This window comes from Frigoriflavimonas asaccharolytica, from assembly GCF_013294015.1.
Lineage (GTDB): Bacteria > Bacteroidota > Bacteroidia > Flavobacteriales > Weeksellaceae > Frigoriflavimonas > Frigoriflavimonas asaccharolytica.
Genome location: NZ_JABSNO010000006.1, coordinates 114,456 through 138,408 on the forward strand (window position 1 = coordinate 114,456; position 23,953 = coordinate 138,408).

The 23,953-nt window shown below is 33.2% G+C and carries 24 protein-coding genes; 20 read left to right on the plus strand and 4 right to left on the minus strand.

Annotated elements, in window-relative coordinates; genetic code table 11:
* Position 1: 1 nt before the first annotated feature.
* The 3 genes from HNQ03_RS05640 to HNQ03_RS05650 form a co-directional block, all read right to left on the minus strand.
* Entirely contained in the window at positions 2–1,579 is a 1,578-nt protein-coding gene (locus tag HNQ03_RS05640; RefSeq protein ID WP_173778696.1) for an MFS transporter, read from the minus strand.
* 28 nt (positions 1,580–1,607) lie between these two features.
* Positions 1,608–2,924: a hypothetical protein gene (locus HNQ03_RS05645; protein ID WP_173778697.1), complete on the minus strand. Its 1,317-nt coding sequence runs from the start codon at positions 2,922–2,924 to the stop codon at positions 1,608–1,610.
* Positions 2,925–3,044: 120 nt separating this feature from the next.
* A complete protein-coding gene (locus tag HNQ03_RS05650; RefSeq protein ID WP_173778698.1) occupies positions 3,045–3,464 on the minus strand; it encodes an IS1/IS1595 family N-terminal zinc-binding domain-containing protein in 420 nt (139 codons plus the stop codon).
* A 282-nt stretch (positions 3,465–3,746) separates the two neighbouring features.
* Here HNQ03_RS05650 and HNQ03_RS05655 point away from each other — a divergent pair, with 282 nt between their 5' ends.
* The 4 genes from HNQ03_RS05655 (at position 3,747) to HNQ03_RS05670 (ending at position 9,892) form a co-directional block, all read left to right on the plus strand.
* Positions 3,747–4,631: an aspartate carbamoyltransferase catalytic subunit gene (locus tag HNQ03_RS05655; protein ID WP_173778699.1), complete on the plus strand. Its 885-nt coding sequence runs from the start codon at positions 3,747–3,749 to the stop codon at positions 4,629–4,631.
* A 94-nt stretch (positions 4,632–4,725) separates the two neighbouring features.
* A complete protein-coding gene (locus HNQ03_RS05660) occupies positions 4,726–5,814 on the plus strand; it encodes a carbamoyl phosphate synthase small subunit (protein WP_173778700.1) in 1,089 nt (362 codons plus the stop codon).
* 2 nt (positions 5,815–5,816) lie between these two features.
* Positions 5,817–9,044: a carbamoyl-phosphate synthase large subunit gene (gene carB, locus HNQ03_RS05665; protein ID WP_173778701.1), complete on the plus strand. Its 3,228-nt coding sequence runs from the start codon at positions 5,817–5,819 to the stop codon at positions 9,042–9,044.
* Between the two features lie 272 nt (positions 9,045–9,316).
* On the plus strand, positions 9,317–9,892 hold the full coding sequence (locus tag HNQ03_RS05670; protein WP_173778702.1) for a fasciclin domain-containing protein: 576 nt from the start codon (positions 9,317–9,319) through the stop codon (positions 9,890–9,892).
* Positions 9,893–9,954: 62 nt separating this feature from the next.
* On the opposite strand, the gene HNQ03_RS05675 is transcribed toward HNQ03_RS05670, so the two are convergent.
* Positions 9,955–10,425, minus strand: a complete 471-nt coding sequence (locus tag HNQ03_RS05675; RefSeq protein ID WP_173778703.1) for a hypothetical protein — start codon at positions 10,423–10,425, stop codon at positions 9,955–9,957.
* An 81-nt stretch (positions 10,426–10,506) separates the two neighbouring features.
* Between HNQ03_RS05675 and HNQ03_RS05680 the strand changes: the two genes are divergently transcribed.
* From HNQ03_RS05680 to HNQ03_RS05755, 16 genes are all read left to right on the plus strand, one after another.
* Positions 10,507–11,109 carry a methylated-DNA--[protein]-cysteine S-methyltransferase gene (locus tag HNQ03_RS05680; RefSeq protein ID WP_173778704.1) on the plus strand — a complete coding sequence of 201 codons (603 nt, stop codon included), beginning with the start codon at positions 10,507–10,509 and terminating at the stop codon, positions 11,107–11,109.
* Between the two features lie 18 nt (positions 11,110–11,127).
* The gene (locus tag HNQ03_RS05685) at positions 11,128–11,490 is read left to right on the plus strand and encodes a nuclear transport factor 2 family protein (protein ID WP_173778705.1); all 363 of its coding nucleotides are present in this window, start codon (positions 11,128–11,130) and stop codon (positions 11,488–11,490) included.
* An 83-nt stretch (positions 11,491–11,573) separates the two neighbouring features.
* Entirely contained in the window at positions 11,574–12,176 is a 603-nt protein-coding gene (locus HNQ03_RS05690; RefSeq protein ID WP_173778706.1) for a DUF2911 domain-containing protein, read from the plus strand.
* Between the two features lie 149 nt (positions 12,177–12,325).
* Positions 12,326–13,402, plus strand: a complete 1,077-nt coding sequence (locus tag HNQ03_RS05695) for a YHYH protein (RefSeq protein WP_173778707.1) — start codon at positions 12,326–12,328, stop codon at positions 13,400–13,402.
* A gap of 13 nt (positions 13,403–13,415) precedes the next feature.
* Positions 13,416–14,027, plus strand: a complete 612-nt coding sequence (locus HNQ03_RS05700) for a DUF6702 family protein (RefSeq protein WP_173778708.1) — start codon at positions 13,416–13,418, stop codon at positions 14,025–14,027.
* 184 nt (positions 14,028–14,211) lie between these two features.
* Positions 14,212–14,733, plus strand: a complete 522-nt coding sequence (locus tag HNQ03_RS05705; protein WP_317170346.1) for an RNA polymerase sigma factor — start codon at positions 14,212–14,214, stop codon at positions 14,731–14,733.
* A gap of 33 nt (positions 14,734–14,766) precedes the next feature.
* Positions 14,767–15,048, plus strand: a complete 282-nt coding sequence (locus HNQ03_RS05710; RefSeq protein WP_173778709.1) for a hypothetical protein — start codon at positions 14,767–14,769, stop codon at positions 15,046–15,048.
* 84 nt (positions 15,049–15,132) lie between these two features.
* Positions 15,133–15,540: a hypothetical protein gene (locus HNQ03_RS05715; protein WP_173778710.1), complete on the plus strand. Its 408-nt coding sequence runs from the start codon at positions 15,133–15,135 to the stop codon at positions 15,538–15,540.
* A 73-nt stretch (positions 15,541–15,613) separates the two neighbouring features.
* Positions 15,614–16,429 carry a YHYH protein gene (locus tag HNQ03_RS05720; protein ID WP_226927435.1) on the plus strand — a complete coding sequence of 272 codons (816 nt, stop codon included), beginning with the start codon at positions 15,614–15,616 and terminating at the stop codon, positions 16,427–16,429.
* Entirely contained in the window at positions 16,416–16,973 is a 558-nt protein-coding gene (locus HNQ03_RS05725; RefSeq protein ID WP_226927436.1) for a toxin-antitoxin system YwqK family antitoxin, read from the plus strand. The genes HNQ03_RS05720 and HNQ03_RS05725 overlap by 14 nt, the downstream gene beginning before the upstream one ends.
* The gene (locus HNQ03_RS05730) at positions 16,954–17,616 is read left to right on the plus strand and encodes an SCO family protein (protein WP_173778711.1); all 663 of its coding nucleotides are present in this window, start codon (positions 16,954–16,956) and stop codon (positions 17,614–17,616) included. The genes HNQ03_RS05725 and HNQ03_RS05730 overlap by 20 nt, the downstream gene beginning before the upstream one ends.
* Before the next feature lie 333 nt (positions 17,617–17,949).
* Positions 17,950–18,276, plus strand: coding sequence for a CREC-EF hand family protein (locus HNQ03_RS05735; RefSeq protein WP_173778712.1), 327 nt, complete (start codon positions 17,950–17,952; stop codon positions 18,274–18,276).
* Between the two features lie 107 nt (positions 18,277–18,383).
* Positions 18,384–20,687 (plus strand): CotH kinase family protein, encoded by a 2,304-nt coding sequence (locus tag HNQ03_RS05740; RefSeq protein WP_173778713.1) that lies wholly within the window; start codon positions 18,384–18,386, stop codon positions 20,685–20,687.
* A 62-nt stretch (positions 20,688–20,749) separates the two neighbouring features.
* A complete protein-coding gene (locus tag HNQ03_RS05745; RefSeq protein WP_173778714.1) occupies positions 20,750–22,105 on the plus strand; it encodes a YHYH protein in 1,356 nt (451 codons plus the stop codon).
* 91 nt (positions 22,106–22,196) lie between these two features.
* Complete coding sequence (locus HNQ03_RS05750) at positions 22,197–22,886, plus strand: MbnP family protein (RefSeq protein ID WP_173778715.1); 690 nt, start codon at positions 22,197–22,199, stop codon at positions 22,884–22,886.
* Positions 22,883–23,932, plus strand: a complete 1,050-nt coding sequence (locus tag HNQ03_RS05755; protein WP_173778716.1) for a cytochrome-c peroxidase — start codon at positions 22,883–22,885, stop codon at positions 23,930–23,932. Before HNQ03_RS05750 ends, HNQ03_RS05755 begins: the two co-directional genes overlap by 4 nt.
* Positions 23,933–23,953: the final 21 nt, after the last annotated feature.

The window sequence follows — 23,953 nt, forward strand, 5'->3', positions numbered from 1 at the left end:
ATTAATCGTGAGTGGTGTTGTGTCCATTTTTTAAATAAATTACACCGATAAGTAAGCTGACTGCACCAATAATAATTGGATACCAAAGTCCTTCTAGATAAGGTTTATCAAAGGCAAGACCTAATCCTGCAGCTTCAGCTATTTTGTTTGCAGTTTTAGCATTGAGAACTAATGCGGTTGCAATAGCGGGCAATAATCCACCGAAAATTCCATTTCCAATGTGATAAGGCAAAGACATGGATGTATACCGAATTTGCACAGGAAACATCTCTACCAAAAATGCGGCAATTGGACCATAAACCATGGTTACAAAAAATATTTGAATAAAGATCCAAAAGATTAATGTCCATTTTCCATCATTATTTACAGTGGCATCTATTTTCACATCCATTTTCTTCTCACCTAGATCGTTTACAACCGGCATTTTATTGGCATCTAAAACAAATGATTTCGTTTCTTTCCAAGTTGTGCCATCGGTAAATACTTTTGATGTAACATAAACGCTATCAGTAATACTTTCTGAAACCACTTTCAATTCTGCGGTTTTAACCGTTTTATCTGCAACTTCCGTTTTATTTTTCACATTAGTTACTTCATACATCGCCGAATAAATGGGTCTATAAGAAACAATTGCAACTAAAATACCTGCCATCATGATCCATTTTCTACCAATTTTATCACTCAACCAACCGAAGAATAAGAAAAACGGTGTAGCAAAGGCAATTCCCCAAAGCATTATAGAACCTACTTGTTCAGACAATCCCATTACTTTTTCTAGGAAACTCATTGCGTAAAATTGTCCAGTATACCAAACTACACCTTGTCCCATTACAGCTCCAAATAATGCAAGTAAAACAAATTTAAAATTGAATTTATTGCCAAAGGATTCTTTCAAAGGATTTTTAGAAGTTTTACCTTCTTCTTTAGCCTTTGCAAAAACTGGCGATTCAGACATTTTTCTTCTAATTACAAAAGAAATAATAATCATGATGATAGAAACCCAAAACGGAACGCGCCATCCCCAATCTGAAAATGCTTCTGCACTCATAGAAGATTTTGTGAGCATGATGACGATTAATGAGATAAAAAGCCCAACTGTAGCTGTGGTTTGAATCCAAGACGTCATAAAACCTCTTTTTCCAGTTGGCGAATGTTCCGCAACATACGTTGCAGCTCCACCATATTCGCCGCCTAATGCGAGACCTTGCAGTAATCTTAAAGTTAAAATTAAAACTGGCGCCATAAAGCCGATGGTTTCATAAGCGGGAATACAACCAATTAAAAAAGTGGCACCACCCATTAAAATTAAGGTGAGCATAAAGGTGAATTTTCTACCAATCAAATCGCCTAATCTTCCAAAAAATAGCGCTCCAAAAGGTCTTACCACAAATCCTGCAGCAAAAGTTGCTAAGGTAGAAAGGAAAGCTGCGGTCTCATTTCCAGGTGGAAAGAATTTCATAGAAATGATGGTTGCTAAACTCCCAAAAATGTAAAAGTCATACCACTCAATCATCGTTCCTACAGAGGAAGCCGTTATTACGCTAAAAATTGAGGATTTTTTTTGTACTGTATTATCCATATTTATTTTGTTAAAAGTTTTTTTGTTATTAAAAAGAGTACATTACTCTCACCAATCCACGGAAATTCCCTACATCTTTTAGATTGTTTTCGGCTTTTCCTTCTGAGTTAATATCTCCCCATTTTGCAGCAGTGTATTCTATTTCTGGGCTGATTGCGAATTTGTTTTGCTTAAAATCTACTCTAGCAGATGCGCGCCAGATGTTATCTAAAATGCGTGTTCCAGAGATTCCACGAACGTATAAATTTTTGTACCCAGAATCTACGCCATCATTTTTAGTGTATCCAAAGAAAACTCCAGGTGCAATTTTCGTATTGGCACTAGCGATATCTACCCAAAATGCTGAGGTTTTAGTAGGTTGATAAGATTCTTGTCCGTTTGCTTCTGTATATCCTGCAAAACCGCCAATCATAACCATATGAGCAAGATTTCCACCTGTAATTCCATACGCTTTTGCTATTATTTTTTCATTGGCATATTTAAAATAGCCCATAAGCATGGTAGAATTTACCGTTTCATTTGAAACCAAACCCGCAGATTCTATCACAGGTTTTAAAGATTGGTATTCTGCACCAACTCCAGTAGTTATCGTTTTATTTTTAAATTGTAATTGCCCATGGAAAGTAGGCATAGAAGAATTGAAAGTTGCACTATTTGCAGAAGCTCCAGTTGCAGTTGCTGTTTGAAATTCTCTGTCTTTATAGGCAACAACACTTAAACTAAGTTCTGGTGTTAATTTTTGCACCACTTTCACTTGTCCTGCCCAACCAAATGGATTAAATAAAATTCCAGTATTAAAATTGGCTACACCAGGATAAACTTCTGGTACAAAAGCTGGATACCATGTTTGTCCAAATGTTACTGCCGTTTTTGGCCAAGCCAAAGTTGCCGTTGCATGTCTTAATCTTAATAAACCGGTGCTTCCACTGCCGCCAGAAGTTTTATTAAGCTCTGTGTTGCCAAAAAAATCTGCTTCGATATTTGCGGAAGCTTTCGCACCCCAAACATCAGGACCTCTAAACTTGGTACCAACTCTAGTAGTAATTGCTAAAAAATTGCTTGCTCCAGCTTCATTGATGTCTTTTCCATTAGCATCTAATTTTTCATCAAGCGGATAGAGATTAAGATTATATTCTCTTGCGTATGCAGATTGTCTGCTATCAAAATTATATTCTGTTCTTACCCAACCGTAAATGCTTGCATCCCAATCTTTAACTTTTGCCTTTTCAGCTTCTAATGCTTCTATTCTTTTTAGTAAATCTGCATTTGTTGCTTCCTGTGCAATAAGCAGATTAGAAAACCAAAGAGAAGAAACGATTCCTAATAAAAATGTAGTTTTCTTCATAGATTAATAATTTTTAGTTTGTTTTTTTGATGAAACGAATTTCAAACTATTAATTCAATAAAAGAAATTTAATATATATTTATGTAATTTAGATATACACAATGAGTTCTAAAGAAATACTTAACTTTTTTTAAACCTTTCCCATTTAATCATCATGTATTTGTCTCCAAATTCTGTTATGACTAAACCAGAGCCTTTCAAATTTTCTTCTTTAGACATATATTCAATTAGTTCATTTTGCTTGAAAACTTTGTAAACGGGATGAAAATCTGAATGCGGTGGTCTAGTAATATTATATTTTTTGATCCAAGAGCTTACCGTGTTGTGAGAAACACCTATTATTCTTTCAATTTCACGATAGCTCAAACCTTCCAAGTACAGTTGCAGTACTTTGGTTACTACGTAATCATCAATTTGCTTTCCCAGTTTCTTCACCGTGAAATAGTAGTTGCAATCTTTGCATAAAAACCGTTGTCTTTGGTTGATAATTCCACTTTTAACAACGTTTTTTTCTGTACATTTTGGGCAAGAGTTTGGCATAACTATATCTTTTTAGCAAATATATAATAAATTAGCAAAATTGTACTATTTGCTGGTTAATTTCTGTGTTTCACTGATTTTTTGGTACCAAAGAAGACATCCACATTCTGCAAAATTTTTAATAAATATTTTCAAATACCAGAATTTTTTCCTACTTTTGCTGCCAATGAAAATACAATTTCCATTGCCAGATTTTAGAGAAAGCGGTTTTGCCGTTCACAAATATATTTTTAAATAAACGAGACTTTTTTAGTTTCGTTTTTTTTTGTTTAAAATTTAGAAATGCTTACAACAGAAGATTATACCAAAGCCGAACTATTAGAACTTTTAAAAGTCGCTAATGAATTTAAAGAAGGAAAAACCAGCAATTTTCTAAAAGATATTTTTGTTGCCAATTTGTTTTTTGAAAACAGCACCCGCACAAAATGCAGTTTTGAAATGGCTGAACACAGACTAGGAATGAAAATAATTCCGTTTGATGTTTCTAAAAGTTCTGTAAGTAAAGGCGAGACTTTATATGATACCGTAAAAACTTTGGAAAGTATAGGTTTAGATGCAGTGGTAATTCGGCATCCAAAAAATCAATTTTATAAAGAATTAGAAAATATAAAAATTCCAGTCATCAATGGAGGAGATGGAACGGGAAATCATCCCACGCAAACTTTGCTAGATTTAATGACAATTCAACAAGAGTTTGGAAACTTTGAAAATTTAACAATAGCAATTATTGGTGATATTCAGCACAGTAGAGTAGCACATTCTCTACAATCTGCTTTAGAAAAAATGGGCAGCAAAGTTTATTTTTCTGGTCCAGAAATTTGGATGGAAGAAAAAAACAAGGCACAGTATATTGCAATGGACGATTTAATTGCAGAAATGGACGTCGTTTATCTATTAAGAATTCAGCATGAAAGACACGAGGGAAATTCTGATTTGGATATGACGCAATATCTTCAAAATTTTGGTTTAACAAAGGAAAGAGAAAAAATGATGAAAGAAAATTCAATAATAATGCATCCCGCACCAATAAATAGAGGTGTAGAAATAGATTCAGACCTTGTAGAATGCGAAAGATCGAGAATATTTAAGCAAATGGAAAATGGTGTCTATGCAAGAATGGCCATTTTAAAAAGCGCGTTAGAAATTAAAGGATATAAGTGTAAGTAAGAGTTTTAATGAATCAAGAATAAATACCATGGTATTGAAATTAAAATATATATTTTAAAGCTCTGTTCATAACTCTAAAGAATAAAAAGTAAAAATGAAGAAAAAATTAATATTAGAATCTGGCGAAATTTTCCACGGAAAAGGTTTTGGTGCTAATCAAGAGATTGAAGGAGAAGTGGTTTTCAATACCGGAATGACGGGCTATCAAGAACTTATTTCTGATCCATCTTATTGCGGACAAATTGTGTGCATGACGTATCCTCTTATCGGAAATTACGGAATTAATCGTGATGATTATGAAAGCATAGAACCAGCAATAAAAGGTTTAATCGTTAAAGAAGTTTGCGATTTCCCTTCCAATTTCAGAAGCCAATTGTCTTTAGATGAGTTTTTTAAAAAAAGAAATTTATCCGGAATTTCTGGAATTGATACCCGAAGATTAACAAGAATTCTTCGTAATTCTGGCGTTGTAAAAGGGAAAATTGTGAATGAAAATGCTGATGAAAATTTGGTAATTGAAACATTAAAAAATACCAGTTTCCCTATTAATCAAGTGGAGCAAGTTTCTACAAAAACCGCATATGCAAGTCCAGGACGAGGTTTGAAGGTGGTTTTGGTAGATTACGGTTCTAAATTGGGGATTTTACGAGAACTTACCCAAAGAAATTGCGATGTAATTGTAGTTTCTCAAGATACAACTGCAGAAGAAATTTTATTAATAAATCCTGATGGAATAATGCTTTCTAACGGACCAGGAGATCCAGAAGATGTAGCGGGAGCATCTGAAATGATAAATGGTTTACTCGGAAAAGTTCCAATTTTCGGAATTTGTTTGGGGCATCAATTAATAGGTTTAGCTTGTGGTGCAAAAACCTTCAAATTAAAATTCGGACATCGCGGTGGAAATCATCCAGTGCTAGATTTAAAAACTCAAAAGGTTGCGATTACTTCGCAAAATCACGGTTATGCAGTCGATCAAGAAAGTTTAAAAAACACTGATTTAGTAGAAACACATATTGCTTTAAACGACAAAACAAATGAAGGTTTGAAACACAAAATTCACCCATGTTTTTCCGTACAATATCATCCAGAAGCAAGTCCAGGTCCAGAAGATGCGAATTACCTATTCGATGAATTTATTGTGTTGATGGAAGAATTTAAATCTAAAAAATTATCTAATTAAAGATGGCAAAACGTACAGACATAAAAACAATATTAGTAATCGGTTCCGGTCCAATCATCATCGGACAAGCTGCAGAATTCGATTACGCAGGAACTCAAGCTTGCTTATCTTTGAGAGAAGAAGGTTACAGTGTGATACTCATTAATTCTAATCCGGCAACAATAATGACGGATGTAGAAATTGCCGATAAAGTTTACATCGAGCCAATTTCTCTGGAATTTGTTTCCAGAATTATCCGCAAAGAACGTCCAGATGCTCTTTTGCCAACACTTGGCGGACAAACCGGACTGAATATGGCGGTAGAATTGCAAAATTCAGGAATTTTAGAGGAATGTAAAGTTGAGGTTTTAGGAACCAAACTTTCCGCCATCAATCAAGCTGAAGATAGAGACTTATTTCGCGAATTAATGCGAGATTTAAATGAACCAGTTCCAGATTCTGACATAGTTGACAATGCACAAAGTGCTTTAGAATTTGCAGAAACTATTGGTTATCCCGTAATTGTTCGTCCCGCTTTTACCATGGGTGGAACTGGTGGTGGAATTGCAGATAACGCACAACAACTGAAAGAAATTACAGAATTCGGATTGAAATACTCGCCAGTTCGCCAATGTTTGATAGAAAAATCCATCGCTGGTTTCAAAGAAATTGAGTACGAAGTAATGCGCGACAAAAACGACAACGCCATTGTGGTTTGTAATATGGAAAATATTGATGCGGTAGGAGTTCACACCGGAGATTCTATCGTTGTTGCGCCTTCGCAAACTCTTTCTGACAGAGAATATCAAATGCTGAGAAACTCTTCATTAAAAATTATTAGAGCTTTAGGAATTGAAGGTGGTTGCAATGTTCAATTGGCTTTGGATCCGTATTCTTTTGATTATTATATCATCGAAGTGAACCCAAGAGTTTCGCGTTCATCGGCTTTAGCAAGTAAAGCAACAGGATATCCAATTGCGAAAATTGCCGCAAAAATTGCTGTAGGTTTAACATTAGATGAAATCATGAATCCTGTAACAGGAACTTCTTATGCGTGTTTTGAACCAGCTTTAGATTATGTCGTAACCAAATTTCCACGTTTTCCTTTTGATAAATTTGAAACTGCAGACAGAAGACTTTCAACCCAAATGAAAGCAACAGGAGAAGTGATGGCAATTGGTAGAAATTTTGAGGAATCTTTGCAAAAAGCCATCCGTTCTTTGGAAACTGGTTTAAGACATATCGGTTTAAAAACCAAAGATGCCGCAGCTTTAACAGATGAAGAAATTGAAAGAAGAATAAAAGTTTGTGATGATGAGCGTTTATTCATTATTGGTGATGCTTTGCGAAGAGGTTACGATTGGGAAAAAATTGTTGAATGGAGCAAAATTGATAAATTCTTCATCTGGAAAATTAAAAAACTCATCGATTTTGAAAAAGTAATCGCTGATGGAAAACCTACGCAGGAGGAATTAACCTTGTCAAGGTTCAAAACCTTGACAAGGTTAGAAACACTCATAGAAGCCAAAAAACTAGGTTTTTCAGATATGAGTATTTCTCATTCTTGGGGAATTTCGCAGCATGAAGTTTTCAATTTTAGAAAAGAAAATGGAGTAATGCCAGTTTATAAAATGGTAGATACTTGCGCTGCAGAATTTGAAAGTGAAACGCCATATTTTTACGGAACTTACGAAGAAGAAAATGAAAGTGTGCCTTCAAACAAGGAGAAAATTATAGTTTTAGGTTCTGGTCCTATCAGAATTGGACAAGGTGTAGAATTCGATTACGCCACTGTTCATTCAGTTTGGGCGATAAAAGAATTGGGTTACGAAGCCATTATCATTAATAATAATCCTGAAACGGTTTCCACAGATTTTTCAATATCCGATAAATTATATTTTGAGCCAATTACGGAAGAAGATGTGATGAACATCATCGAACTGGAAAAACCAAAAGGCGTTGTTGTACAATTTGGTGGACAAACCGCCATCAATTTAGCCGATAAATTAGCTGCTCATGGCGTTCAAATTTTGGGAACTTCATTGGAAGATTTAGATCGAGCTGAAAATAGAAATAAATTTGAAGCTGCACTTCAAGAAATGGGAATTCCACAACCTTTAGGAAAAACCTGTTTCACTAAAGAAGAAGCTCTGGTAATAGCGAACGAAATCGGTTTTCCAGTTTTGGTTCGTCCGAGTTATGTTTTAGGCGGAAGAGCGATGGAAATTGTGTATGATGAAACGGAACTCGCTCATTACATGACGAATGCGGTGAAAGAAAATTCTGAACATCCAATTTTAATCGACCGATATTTGACTGGAAAGGAAGTAGAAGTAGATGCCATTTGCGATGGCGAAACCGTTGTAATTCCAGGAATTATGGAGCATATCGAAAGAGCGGGCGTTCATTCTGGAGATTCAATCGCTGTTTATCCACCACAAAATATTAGTGAAGAACAAATTGTAACTTTGGTAGATTACACCGAAAGATTGGCGAAAGGTTTGAATGTTATTGGTTTAATGAATATTCAATATGTTTTGTTTGAAGGAAATGTGTATGTGATAGAAGTAAATCCGAGATCGAGTAGAACCGTTCCTTTTTTATCAAAAATTACAGAAATTCCGATGGCAAATTTGGCAACGAAAGCCATTTTAGGTCAAAAATTAAAAGATTTAGGCTATAAAAATGGTTTACAACCTGTAAAAGATGGAGTTTTTGTAAAAGTTCCAGTTTTCTCTTTTTCTAAATTAACGAGAGTAGATATTTCTCTCGGACCAGAAATGAAATCTACTGGAGAAGTGATGGGAAAAGACACCACTTTGGAAAAAGCTTTATATAAAGGATTGATAGGATCTGGAAGAAAAGTACCACTTCATGGCGCAATTCTCTTCACAGTAGCCGATAAACACAAAGAAGAAGCTTGTGAATTAGCAAGAAGATTTAAAGAAATTGGTTTTGAAATTTGGGCAACAGAAGGAACTGCCAATTATTTTGAAGAACACGGAGTTCGCACAAAAATTGGCTATAAAATTGAAGAAAATCCAGAAATAAATTTGATAGATTTAATTCAAAATGGAAAAGTGCAATACATTGTAAACACCATGACAAAAGGAAAACAGTCTGAAAGAGATGGTTTCCAAATCCGAAGAACTTCTGTAGAAAATGGCGTTCCTTGTTTAACATCAATGGATACAGTAGAAGCGATTTTGAAAGTAATAGAAAGCATGAGTTTTAAGATGGAAATGATGTAGAATTTTCAGATTAAATTATTTTAAACCTTCAAGAATGATCAATTCTTGGAGGTTTTTATTTTTTAAATAATTAAATATGCCAGTTTTAAAGTAAATTTTGCTTTAAATTCCTGGTATTTCAGCATCGAAAAAGCTTAATTTATCCTTTAAAAGTAGTAGGTATTCATAATAAATTGTAATCTTTATAAAATTTCCATACTACAAAAACTATTTGCAATTCATTCTCGAATATGGAAGGGTAACAGAAAATTATAAACCTTAAATATTTAATTATGAATTTAGTAAAATTATCAACAGCAGCTTTAGCCTTAACAATGATTTTTGCAATCGGGAACAATGCAAACGCGCAAAAAATGGCAATGAAAGAAAAAACCGTAATGGTTGGTGGTGCAGCAATGTATCCTTCTAAAAACATTGTAGAAAATGCAGTAAACTCTAAAGATCATACCACATTGGTTGCCGCTGTAAAAGCTGCAGGTTTGGTAGAAACTTTGCAAAGTGAAGGGCCTTTCACCGTTTTTGCACCCACAAATGCAGCATTCGAAAAATTGCCAGAAGGAACGATAGAAACCGTGCTAAAACCTGAAAACAAAGATTTATTGACCTCTATACTAACTTACCATGTAGTAGCAGGAAAAATATCTTCTAAAGATCTTGTAAAAATGATCCAGGCAAATGGTGGAAAATACATGGCAAAAACCGTTCAAGGTGAAGAATTAACATTTTGGATGAATGGAAAAGATGTTTACGTATCTGATATGAAAGGTAACAAAGCGAAAGTTACCATTGCAGATGTAAACCAATCAAACGGTGTAATTCATGTAATTGATACTGTTTTGATGCCTTAATTTAGAATTTTTATCAAAATTAACGAATCACTTAAACTTAGGTTTAAGTGATTTTTTTTTGATTAGAACTCATCTTCATCTTCATTTAAAAAGTTGAGTTCATCATCTCTTTGCTCGTAGTCTTGATCTATTCCTGGTGGATTGAAAAGTCCCCATTCATCTACTATGAAATGTTTAGGGTTAAAAGTTGAAACCCAATCTCTGAATAATAATCGAAATTCTTCTAACTGTTCACGAACCATTTTGTAATATTTTACGTCTTCAAAGCCAAACATTTTCAAACTATGGTATTGCACCATCAATTCTCTAGCATTTTTCCTGATGATGGCAGCATTTTCCATTTTCAAATCCCAAAGTTTCATTCTTTCAGCGCTATAAAGCTTTGCTTGCAATATCATAATATTTTCAAGAATATGAGACTTTACGTCTTTCAAATATTCATTGTCATCGGGAATTAAATCTGTAATCGTTCGTAATGTATGATGTATTTCTTTAGCTTTTTTAGAAATCTCACTTTTAGGAATATCTCGCATTTCGTTCTATTTTAATTCAAAAATAGAAATTTTATCATTAATTTTCCAAATTGTTGTAATTTTAAATAAATTTTTCAAAAAATGAATTTTTCAAAATCAGAAAGTAAAGAATCATTATTTAATGGAATTACTGCATTTAATGCCACATTAGAAACTTCTGCTCATTACGAAGAAAAAATACTATCTATAGAAATACTGGATACAAAAATGGGCGAGTTGCTGGTAATGGCAAATGAAGAAGGTATTGCTATGATTAAATTTGCTACAGAAAAAAAATTACTTCTAAAAGTATTGGACTTTGCGAAAAAACTAAGTTCAAAAATAATTTTTAGGGAAAATATGCATATATCTATTTTAAAAAAAGAAATGACTCTCTATAACGAAGGGAATTTAAAGCATTTTTCTGTTTCCTTATTTTTAAATGGTACCGATTTCCAAAAATCTGTGTGGCAATCGCTTTCTAAAATCCCTTTTGGAGAAACTTGGTCTTATAAAAAACAAGCAGAACATATGGGAGATGCAAAAAAAGCAAGAGCAGTAGCTATGGCAAATTCAAAAAATCCTATTTGTATTGTAATTCCTTGCCATAGAGTGATTAGAAATGATGGTTTTCTTTCTGGTTATAGCGGTGGTGTTGAAAATAAACAAAAACTTTTGGCATTAGAAAAAGCTGTACTTTTATAAAAATTTAATTCAAAAAAAATGATTTCAGAAGATTTAAAAAATATTGCAACACTTTGGTTTAAAGCATTTAATGAGCAAAATCTTGAAGATTTACTCGCTTTATACGATGAAAATGCAGCACATTACAGTCCGAAATTAAAAATAAGAGAACCTGAAACTAATGGTTTGATAAAAGGAAAAGAAGCTTTGCGATTTTGGTGGGCAGATTGTTTTCAAAGATTACCAAGTTTGCGATATGAAGTGCAAAAATTAACAGCAGACTCTGAGCAAGTTTTCATGGAATATAGAAGAAAAGTAGATGGAGAAAATGACATGATAATAGGGGAGGTTTTAGAATTTTCGAATGGGAAAATTATATTTTCAAGGGTTTATCACGGTTGATTCTATCAAAATTATTAAACAAATTAAATTTTAAGATGAAATTTTATCTTGAAAACATTATCTTTAAAAAAATTAAATATTTTATGAAAAAATTAGCAATAGCATGCATGATGAGTTTTGGAATGCTTTTATCAGCACAAAATTACAATCTACCTGCGGCAAGTCCTAAACAAACGGTAATGCAACAACTTTCAATTTCTAATATTACCGTAGAATATGGGAGACCAGCTGTGAAAGGCAGATCTATTTTTGGAGGATTAGTACCTTTTGACAAAGTTTGGAGAGCTGGTGCAAATGGAACTACAAAAGTAAGTTTCGGCCAAGATTTCGTGTTCGGAGGAAAAATCGTAAAAAAAGGAACTTATGGACTTTTTATCATACCAAAAAGCAACGAATGGGAAATTATTTTAAATTCAGATGCAGATGGATGGGGAGCATACGCTTACGACGAAAAAAAGAATGTAGCTTCTACTATGGTTCCAGTAATGAAATCTATGGAAATGCAAGAATGGTTTAAAATTGATTTTGAAAATCTATCTGAAGAAAAAGTGATGATGACATTTAACTGGGACAAAACGAAAGTTGCCGTTCCAATTATGGTCGCAAATCCAGCAGAAATTTCTAAAATTATAGATAAATTGAAAGAAATTAAAAAGGTAAATGACGATATGAGCAAAATGAAATAATCATCATTCATTCTAAAAAATTAAAGACGCGCAAAATTGTGCGTTTTTTTTTATTCAAAAATTTATTATAAAACCAAAGGATTTTTATAAAAACGATGTCTAAATAAATAATTGCTCAAATCAAATATATTACAAAATTTTTAAAGTACATGAAAAATCTAAAATTCTCAATTTTTAGCACCGCAATTCTCTTTGCATTTTTAAATATAAATTCATGTTCGAACAATCAGAAAAGTAAAATAACAAAAGATGATGTAGAAATTTCTGTAGACAAATCTTTGTTTCTACAAGGCGGATTAGCTAGTCCGATTACCATTGTTTCCAGAACTTTATCAGACGGATCTACTGCAGATTGCTACAAAATTGTGGTAAAATCTATTCCCGTAGATCATCAAATGGGACCATGGTGTCCTACAAATATTTCTGATGATGCTTCTAAAGGAGGAATCTGGATGGAAGGAGGTAAAGTCTATGATGTAGACGGAGATTTTGTGAAAAATTTAGCTACATTTTATAAAGATAGCAGTTGGATGATGTACGATAAAACTACTGGGAAAATAACCAAAACATCCAGCAAAAAAGAATGTGAAGAAGCTGCCAATCCAAATGTAGGTCCGCAATACAAAAATTTTTGTGTGGAATGTTTGCCTTCCTACGTTTCTACTTTAACGCACACCTATTACATTCCAGTTTCACCGAAAAAAGCAGTTAAAGCCTATTCGTTTGGTAATTTTGGAGGTAGACCTGGTGGAGGAGGACCAAATGGACCGAGACCAAATGGACCGAGACCAAATGGACCACCACCAGAAGGTGGAAGACCAGAAGATGGACACAATTCACAAAACAGCATGCCTTCTTCTCGTGGTCTAGCTTTTAATGGAGTTGTATTTGATGCTCCTGCTCCCACAGATAGAATTTTGGAAGCCTATACTTTAGCGCCTTTTGATGATGCGGGTGGACACATTAATCTTGCTGCAGGTTATCATTACCACGCTGCAACTGGAGTTTCTACAAAAATTTCCCAAAAAGATGGTCACGCGTCAATGATTGGTTACGCAATGGATGGTTATGGAATTTTTGAAAATAAAGACTCAAATGGAAAAGAATATGCAGATTTAGATGCTTCTCGTGGACATTATGATGCAATACGAGGTTATCATTATCACGTAGATAAAGCGGGAAATAATAATTTTATTAATGGTTTACGTGGTGAATATGCGAACTAAAGTTACTAAAAAAATGAAATTTTTTTGGATATTCTTTGGTGTTTTATTCAGTGGTTTTTCATCTGCGCACCAGATAGATATAGCGAGCATTATTTTTTCTAAAACAGGTGATGGAAAAACAATTGTACAGATTACCAGTTCATTAACAGCCTTTCAAAGTGAAATTAATTATAACAATAAAGAAAATTCCTACGCCACGCCAGAAGAATTTCAAGAATTAGTAGAAAAGCACGTTCAGAAAAATTTTAAAATTAAAATTGATGGTTCAGAATTAAAATTGATCAATCTACTCGTTATTCTTGGTCACGAAACCAAAATCGTTGCGGAAGTACAGAATTTCCCAAAAATCCCAACTTCAATTTTCATAAAAAACGAGATTTTTAAGGATATTCATAGTAATCAATCTATTATTATTTTCAGCATAAAAGATTTATTAGAAAACAGAAATTTTGAAATAAACAAAGATGTTGGTTATCAGCTCAATTTAGTATTTAAAGATGGGGTTTGGCAAAGAATTACGAAACAAGAGTTAAAAATTAATCGTACACAAATTTTCTTTTGTTTTATTGCTTTGGCAATATTGTTTGCATTGGTATATTTATTTTTTAAAAATAAAAAACGATAAATTCTAATTGTATTTTTTTTAGTTTAAAGGCAATTCTATTATTTTTTTAGTATATTTTCTACTAAATATTCTCTATTTTTGAATAATATTTAAGTAATTCATTGATGATAAAAAAAGTAAAGAGCAAATTTATTCAAAACCCATAAACCGAAAACTTATAGAAGAAGCCCTACTTTCGAAAATAGTGCAAGGCGACAAACTCGCTTTTCAAACTATTTATAACTTGTATAAAGATAAAGTCTATAATACAGCGATTAGTTATGCGCAAAATCGAGAACAGGCAGAAGAAATAACTCAAGATGTATTTCTAAAAATTTTCAAGAAGGCAGATAGTTTTCAAGGAACTTCCAAAGTAGGAACGTGGATTTACAGAATTACCGTCAACACATCATTAAACGCTATTAAAAAGAAAAATTTTTCTTTTTTTAATTTTGATGATAAAATCCTAGATTCTCAAAGCGACTTTGTCCATCCTGGAATTTTATTGGAAAATAAAGAAAAATCTAAAATTTTATTCGATTTTATTTATCAATTGCCAGAGAATCAGAAAACAGCATTTATATTGAGTTTGGTAGAAGATTTGCCTAGGCAAGAAGTAGCAGATGTGATGGAAATTTCCTTAAAATCTGTAGAAGGGTTGTTGCAAAGAGCAAAAGAAAATTTAAGAAAGAAAATAAATTCAGATTATCCCGAAGGAATTTTATAAAAATAGTGTCTAAAGAATATAATGCGAAAGAAAATGAAAAAAACAGATCAATTTGCAGAAGATATTTGGCAGTCTGCCAATAATATAGAAAGTGCCAAAGCACCAGATTTTTTGTTTGAATCCATCATGGAGAAAATCGACGAAGAAACAGATATTGTTCCTATTAATAAATTGAAATGGATAGCAATTGCTGCGTCGTTGCTGATAGGATTGAATATACTCTCGGTTTCTACTGACAATGATAGTAGTGAAAAATTGACGATAAATAATACAGATAATGTGCTGTCTAATTATAATTTATACCAAAATTTATAATGAAACCACAGATTTCATACTCGAATGTAATAAACGAAAAATGTTTGCCCATTACATTTAATAATTAAAATTAGAAAACTCCAAATGAAAAAAACGAGATTATATTTAATTGCTATAGTCGCACTGCTAATCTTAAATTTAGTACAATTAGCAATTCCTTTTTTTCTGCACGGTCCGCCAAGAGGTGAAGGTGCAAAATTTAATGCTACCGAAATTCTTCATCTAAATAAGGATCAGGAAGGTAATTTTGATAACATTGCGAAAGCGCATCAACACAAAATGGTAGAAATTCAAAATCACCAAAAGAAGTTAACAGAAGAATATTTTGCTACTTCCAACAAAAAATTTTTAAATGAAATTTGTGCCTTAGAAGTAGAAAAAATTAAGTTTACCAATACTCATTTTGAGGAAGTTAAATCTATTTTAAACAAAGATCAAATACAATATTATCAAGATTTTAAAAATAAAGCTGTGAATATTATTATTAATTGAATTTTTTTTTAAATAAAGCGAGGGATTTTTAAAAAGTGATTGTCTAAAGAGAAATCGAAAAAATTCTTTAGTTATGAAAAATTCAAAAATGCTTTTTTTAGGAGCAATTACATTCTCTCTTTTTCTTGCAAGTTCTTGCAGAAGTAGCAGTACAGATAGTGCAGAAGAAATTGACACTGGAACTGGAACATTAAGCCCAGCATTTGCGGCTTTTGATGCAGCAAATGTAACCGTTACCTTAACGGGAAGCAAAGTGAAAATCGTTTCAAATGGAAGACCAAATCATACTTCGCCATATTGGAGCAATACAACAGCCAGAACTCTAGATGGAATACCAACACCCGCTGCTTCGGTTAATCACCCACTATTTGTTGCACCTTTAAATAATAACTATGCACAAATGGCACCTGGAAACATTGATAATTTTAATGGTTCTTATACTTTAACGGTTAATGCAAGTCCTACAAAAGCGACTTCTAGTTCTTCCACAGGTTTAGGCGCAATCGGAATAGCAATTAGTGGTGCGATGATTTATAATGATGAAGAAGGTCCTGGAATTGCCTTAAATAATGCGGTTTCTTCTTTGGATTACACAGGAGCGCATACTGGTCCGCAAAGTTATCATTACCATTTAGAAACAAAAGCATGGTCTAACAATGATGATAAACTGATAGGCATAATGTCTGATGGATTTTTTCTTTACGGTAGAAAATGTAATTCAACAGGCGCGCAAGCTACTGCATTAGACGCATCTGGTGGTCATACAACAACTACACAATATTCTACAACCCCAGTTTACCATTACCACATACAGAGTGATTTATTTTTAAATCAATACTACATTTTATTCCCAGGAAATTATCAAGGAACGCCAAATGCGATACAATAAAATATTTTTTCTCTTTTTGTTAATCATCATTTCTTGTGGAAAATCCGAAGAATTGATGGTTGCTAAAAGTGATTTGGTGCTGCAACCAATTGGAGATTACACCTATTACAGAAAAGAACTTTTTACGGGTAAATCTGTGCTGCGATATGAAAATCTACACAATGCAGAAATTGCAACATTTAGAGATGGCAGAAAAGAAGGTCTTTATCAAAAATTTTTCGGCAATGGAAAAATAAGTTATGAAGCCAATTACAAAGATGGAAATCTAGACGGAATTGCGAAATCTTGGTGGGGAAATGGAAATCTGCGCTCTGAATCTTTCTATAGAAATGAAGTGGTAGAAGGCGAACAAAAGCAATATTACCAAAGTGGAAAAATATTCAAAGTAATGAACTTTACCAATGGTCTGCAAGACGGTATGCAAAAAGCATGGCGGGAAAATGGTAAAATTTACAATAATTATCAGGCAAAAAACGGAAGAATATTCGGTTTAAAGAGAGCTACATTATGTTTACAATTAGAAGATGAAAAAGTACAATATTAAAAATACAGCAATTATCCTACTTATCTTAAGTTTGGCATCTTGCAAAAAATCGGATAATAAGAGCAGAGTAGAGAATTTACCTTACTACAGCGAAGCCTCTTTCACGCCACATTGGTTTGCACAAAATAGCGATAGTTTGAAGGATTTTCATAAAATCCCAGATTTCAGTTTAATAGACCAAAATGGAGATTCTATCACCCAAAAAACCCTTCTAAATAAAATTGTGATTGTAGATTTTTTCTTTGCAAAATGCACAGGAATTTGTCCAACTATGGCTGCAAATATGAAATTGATAGATTCAGAATTTTCTAAGGATGATGGAGTTGCCATACTGTCGCATTCCGTAACGCCAGAAGCAGATACCGTTCCCGTTTTGAAAGAGTACGCCAAAACGAAAGGCATCACGTCACCCAATTGGCATTTGCTCACGGGAGATAAAAAGCAGATCTATAATCTGGGCAGAAAATCTTATTTCGTAGAAGAAACTTTGGGGGAAAAGAAGACAGATTTAGATTTCTTACATACAGAAAACTATGTACTCATAGATAAAAACAGACATATCCGCGGAATTTACAATGGTATGAATAAAACTTCTGTGAAAGAATTAGTAGAAGATATTAAAACTCTAAAAAAAGAACTTTAGGACGAAAATAGTAATTATTTGGGCAGCATGAATTTCGTTTGTAAGATTCGATTAAAGCCTTCGATTTACTCTTGTTTATGCCGTCCGTTCCCAAAATGAAGAATGAGTTTTGATGATTCAAATTAAATGCTTTTCAAATTGGGCGTCAAAGTTTCGCCTTGATTCAGAAGTTTATTTAATTGAAAAAAAATAAACTCTGTCATAGCGGAGAAAGCTTTTACAAGCTGTAAAAAGCACAATTTCCAACTACAAAATTCAAATAAAGTAAAACTCTTTTGATTCTTTTACGGTAAATAAAACACCAATTATACTTTAAAATAAAATAATTTAAAAATGAAAAATTTAACACTTACAATTCTCTTTACAGTATTATTATTTTCTTGCAATTCGCAAAATAGTGCAGAAAACACAGGAAGAATTTCAGAAAGTACCCGCCGAAATGGAGAACCAAATCCTGCAGATATTTTGAAGCAATTGGACGCTGATGGAGATTCTAAAATCTCTAAAGATGAAGCAAAAGGTCCTCTTGCCAATGACTTTGCAAAAATAGATAGCAATGAAGATGGTTTTATCACTCTTGCAGAATTAGAAAAAATGCCGAAACCATCAGGTCGCGGACCACAAAACGGAGGAGAACGCGGAAATGCACCAAGAAGATAAATTTTTAAAATATAACTAAACAAAACAAGGGATTTTTAATTTATAGCTGTCTAAACAAAATAGGCAGAAAAAAATATTAATAAATATCAGCTACCAATTCAATGTATATGAAAAAACTCCTCGCTTCACTCATCTTTATTAGTTCGTTTTCTTTCGGGCAATCTTTTTACGATTTAAACACCATCCAAACTATAGAAATTACCTTTGCGCAAAGCAATTGGGATGCACTATTGGATGCTGCAGAGCCTTCAGATGCTTATATTTCTGCACAATCTGTAGCTATCAATGGTACGGTTTTCCCAAATGTTGGTGCAAAATACAAGGGAAATAGTTCTTACGACGCTAATCAAGTAAAAAATCCTTGGCATTTAGAATTAGATCAGTATGTAGATCAAAATTACCAAGGTTATACCGATATTAAATTGAGTAATGTAATATTTGATCCCTCTTTTGTACGCGAAGCTTTAGCCTACAAAGTTTTGGGTAATTATATGGATGTTCCTTTAGCAAATTACGCAAAATTGTATGTGAACGGAGTTTATATAGGTTTGTATACTAATGTAGAATCCATTTCTAAGAAATTTGTAGACAATCGTTTTGGATCAAAAACCAACGCATTTTTTGATTGTAGTCCTCCTGCAGGAGCTGGTCCAACTTCCACAAATCTTCCAACATTACAATATTTAGGTACAAACTATACAAGCTATGAAACTGCGTATGATTTGAAATCTACAACAGGTTGGGATGATTTAATAAATTTAACAAACACTTTATCAACTACAACTTCTGCAAACACTGCAAGCATAGAAAGCGTTTTAGATATTGATAGAACGTTGTGGATGCTCGCTTTTGATAATATTTTTGTAAATTTAGATAGTTATATTGGCCAATTTAAGCAAAATTATTATTTATACAAATCAAACAATGGGCAATTCAATCCTATCGTTTGGGATTTGAATATGTGCTTCGGAACTTTTGGAAATACTGGATCTACTACATCTGGTGGCGGACCAGGTGGACCTGGAGGTGGAAGTACATCGCTTACATCTACTCAAAAACAGCAACTTTCCCATACTTTGCACTCCACAGAATCTACTTGGCCTTTGGTTCAAAAATTATTAGCAATTCCTAGCTACAAAAAGAAATATTTGGCGCATTACAAAACGATTTTAAATGAAGTACTTGTAAGCGGAAGCTATTTAACAGATGCTCAAAATTTACAAGCATTAATTGCAACAGCAGTTTCTACAGATGTAAACAAATTTTCCTACCAATCTAATATAGCAAATGGCTTGACTACCGATACAAGTGTAGGGAACAATACGGCACCAGGTTTAAGCACTTTGATGAATGGAAGAAAAACATACCTAAATGCTCTGTCGGATTTTACCAATATTCAGCCAAGCATTGCAAGTGTTACACCTTCTACAACGAGTCCTTTAGTTGGCGCAAATGTTTCTATAACTGCAAACGTAACAAACACAACTACTTCGTCTGTTTCCTTGGCTTACCGCTCCTTGAAAAACGATATTTTTGTAAAAACTCAAATGTTTGATGATGGAGCACATAACGATGGAGTAGCAGGAGACAATGTCTATGGAGCTTCTATTCCCGTGAATAATGTTGCTATACAATACTACATTTATGCAGAAAATACCAATGCCGGAAAATTTTCGCCAGAAAGAGCAGAGCACGAATTTTATACTATTAATGCTACTTATCCTACCATAACTGCAGGGCAATTGGTTGTAAATGAAATAATGGCTTCTAATACATTGATACCAGATCAAGACGGACAATTTGATGATTGGTTTGAATTATACAACAATACTGCAAATACATTGAGTTTAGATAATTTGTATGCGTCAGATTCACAAACGAACAAACTAAAATGGCAGTTTCCTACAGGAACTACCATTGCACCACATTCATATTTAATCGTTTGGGCAGATTCAGATCTTACGCAAGCTGGTTTGCATGCAGATTTTAAATTTTCTGCAAGTGGAGAAAATTGTATTTTATCTTACGCAAATGGAACTATCGTAGATAATGTAATTTTTGGAGCACAAACTACCGATATGAGTTATGCTAGAAATCCGAACGGAACGGGGAATTTTGTAATACAAGCAGCAACTTTTAATGCAAACAACCAATCTTTGGCAACAACAGAAATTGCTAATTCTAAAACTACCTTAAAAGTATATCCAAACCCAACAACTTCTATTGTATACTTGGAGAATAATGAAAGCCCAATAGAAAGTGTTCAGATTTTCAATACCTCTTCTCAAAGTATATTTAAAAGTACGTATAAAAAAGAGAAAAAAGTAGGTGTAGATATGACCAATTATCCTGTTGGAATGTATATTATTAGAATCAATAACAAAGACCACGTGAAGATTTTAAAAAAATAATTTAACTATTTGCAATTTATTACATCTAAATTGCAAATATTTTTTGTTACCAAAAATAACTTATGAAAAAACTATCACTATTATTGATTGTTTTTGCTTCATTTATAATGAATGCGCAAACCAATCCTGCTATTACTAAATGGTTGCAAAATACCACCGTAATGGGATCTTATTTTGTATCTGGTAATTCGACTGCTATTACAAATAATATTTTAGCAAATTGCCAGCAAGTGCGTTACACTGCCACAGATGTTTACGTAAATGCGACGGGAATTCCAGCTTACCCAACAGGAATTTTTTCTGGAGATGGAAATCCGAATAATGCGGGAGATCAAAATGCTATCTACAAATTACCTTTAAATCCGACCCAAAATACAGGAACTGCAACCGCAACAACTGCTGGAAATATTGGAATTTTCGTTAATGGTGTTTCGCTCTTTGATTATAGAGATGGCGTTTCTTGGAATAATAATACTGGTACACTTTGCGGTGGACCAGGTGGAAGTACATGTCCTGGTGGTATGGGAGCTTCACAGGCTTGGAATAGAGATGCAATACCTGCAGAAAGATTAGGTTTTGATTGTGCGAAAGGACATCCTGCAGGCACAAATTATCATCACCATCAAAATCCAAGTGCTTTTAAGTATGATTCTACCACTTCTAATACTTATTCCGCAATTTGCAATACCTACAATTCCGAAGGATTATATACTATAAATACAACTCAACATTCCCCGTTAATAGGGTTTGCTTATGATGGTTTTCCAATCTATGGAGCTTACGGATATACCAATTCTAATGGAACTGGTGGAGTTGCAAGAATGAAATCTGGCTACCAACTGAGTACAAACACCACAAGAGCAAACGGACCTGCAGTAAATCAAGTTGTTGGTAACCAAACTTTGTTCAATGGATACTTCAGAGAAGATTATGTATATGTTGCCAATGCTTCTGACCCTACAGTTTTAGATGTTCATAATGGAAGATTTTCTGTTACGCCAGAATATCCTGCAGGAATTTACTGCTATTATGCAACAGTAAATGCAGATCAATCTTCGGCTTATCCGTATGTAGTTGGTCCTACTTTTTATGGTAATAAAACGGGTGCAAAAGTAACAACTGTTCCTACGAGTACCACATACGTTTTGGCAACTAATGAATCTGTAATAAAAAATTCTAACATCAAAGTTTTCCCAAATCCGGCACAAGATTTCATCACCGTTCAAGCAGATTTTGCAAAAAAAGAATTCAAAATTGAAATGATTGATGTTTCTGGAAAATTGATAAAAACTTCTACATTAAAACAAGGTACTACAATGGCAACTATAGTTACAGATGATGTTTACAATGGTATGTATTTTTTGAAAGTATCCACAGGAAAAGAATCTGAAAGTTTTAAAGTTTTAATTAATAAGTAAAGAGATAATAGAACTCAGACGAATAGTAGAAAATAATTGATTTTATTCGTAAAAATCTTTGAAATCCCAGCGCTAAATTCCCCAAATTTAAATGAAAAATTTCTTCACTTTAATTTTTGTTTTAATATTTCAAAATCTCTATTTTGGACAAAATACCGATGTGGAATTTCATTTAAAATTTAATGAAAAAGACATTGCTTTTGGCGAAACCTATATTTCAAAAAAGAAGGACACTTTATCCTTTGAAACTTTGAGATTTTATATTTCTTCCTTTCAAATTATTTATAAAAACGATGAGGTTTTTTCTGAAAAAGATAGTTATCATTTAATTGATCAATCAGATAAGGAAAGTTTAATATTCAAAATTCCTGTAAATTCTAAAAAAGAAATAAAAGCCATAAAATTTAATATTGGTGTAGATTCTTTGGCGAGTGTTTCTGGTGCGATGAGTGGCGATTTAGATGCTACCAAAGGGATGTATTGGGCTTGGCAAAGTGGTTTTATCAATATGAAAATAGAGGGCATAAGCAAAAGTGCAAATACCAGAAAGAATAAATTTCACCTTCATGTTGGTGGTTATTTAGCACCAAATTATGCAATGAGAACCATAGAATTAAAAGTTGAAAAGGGACAGGTGAAAAATAATATCATCCATATCAATGCAGATTTTTCAAAATTATTTGAGAATATTTCCCTTAGCAAAACTAATTCTGTGATGATTCCCGGAGAAGAAGCGATGAAAATAGCTGATTATTCTACAAAAATATTTTCTATTCCATGAGAAAATTTAAATTTTTTAAATTATCTAATTTTCTGAATATTTCGATATTCGGAATTTTGTTTTTTATCATTTTTAGTTTCACAAAAATATTCTTTACGCCTATTATTTTTGAAATACCAAAAGATTGGCCGCAACCAGTTTATGATTTTAAAAAAAATCCCTTAACGGAAGAAGGTTTTCAACTAGGTAGAAATCTATTTTATGATCCCATTCTTTCTAGAGATAATACGATTTCCTGCGCAAGTTGCCATCTTCAACAAACGGGTTTTACGCATGTAGATCACGATTTGAGCCATGGAATTGATGGGAAAATTGGTGCCAGAAATTCTATGACATTAATGAATTTGGCGTGGGCAAAAACTTTTATGTGGGATGGTGGCATCAACAATCTTGATGTACAATACATTCACCCAATAACAAGTGAAGTAGAAATGGACGAAACTTTAGAAAATGTGGTTGCAAAACTTCAAAATTCTGAGAAGTATAGAAAATTATTTAAAGAAGCTTTTGGTACAGAAAAAATAACGGGACAATTAACCTTAAAAGCAATCTCGCAATTTGTGGTCAATCTCACCAGTTCTAATTCTAAATATGACAAAGTAATGAGAAGAGAAGAAGCTTTTAATGCGATGGAAGCGTCTGGTTATGAATTATTTAAAACAAATTGTGCTTCATGCCATAAAGAACCATTATTTACCAATGGAAAGTATGAAAATAATGGTTTGCTCGTAGATACAACCCTAAATGATGTGGGAAGAATGCGAATATCTCAAAACAAACTCGACTTGTATAAGTTTAAAGTGCCAACTTTGCGAAATATTCAATTCACTTTTCCATATATGCATGATGGAAGATTTAAAAATTTAAATGAAGTAATTTTACATTACAATTCTACCATAAATAAAAGTGAATCCCTATCCAAAGAATTGCAAAAACCCATGAATTTTTCAGATAATGAACGCACAGAATTGGTGGCATTTTTAAAAACTTTAACGGATAAAGAATTTCTGTACAATCCAAGATTTGGATTTCCGAGAAATAATTAAGCTCTTATCAACTTAGTATAA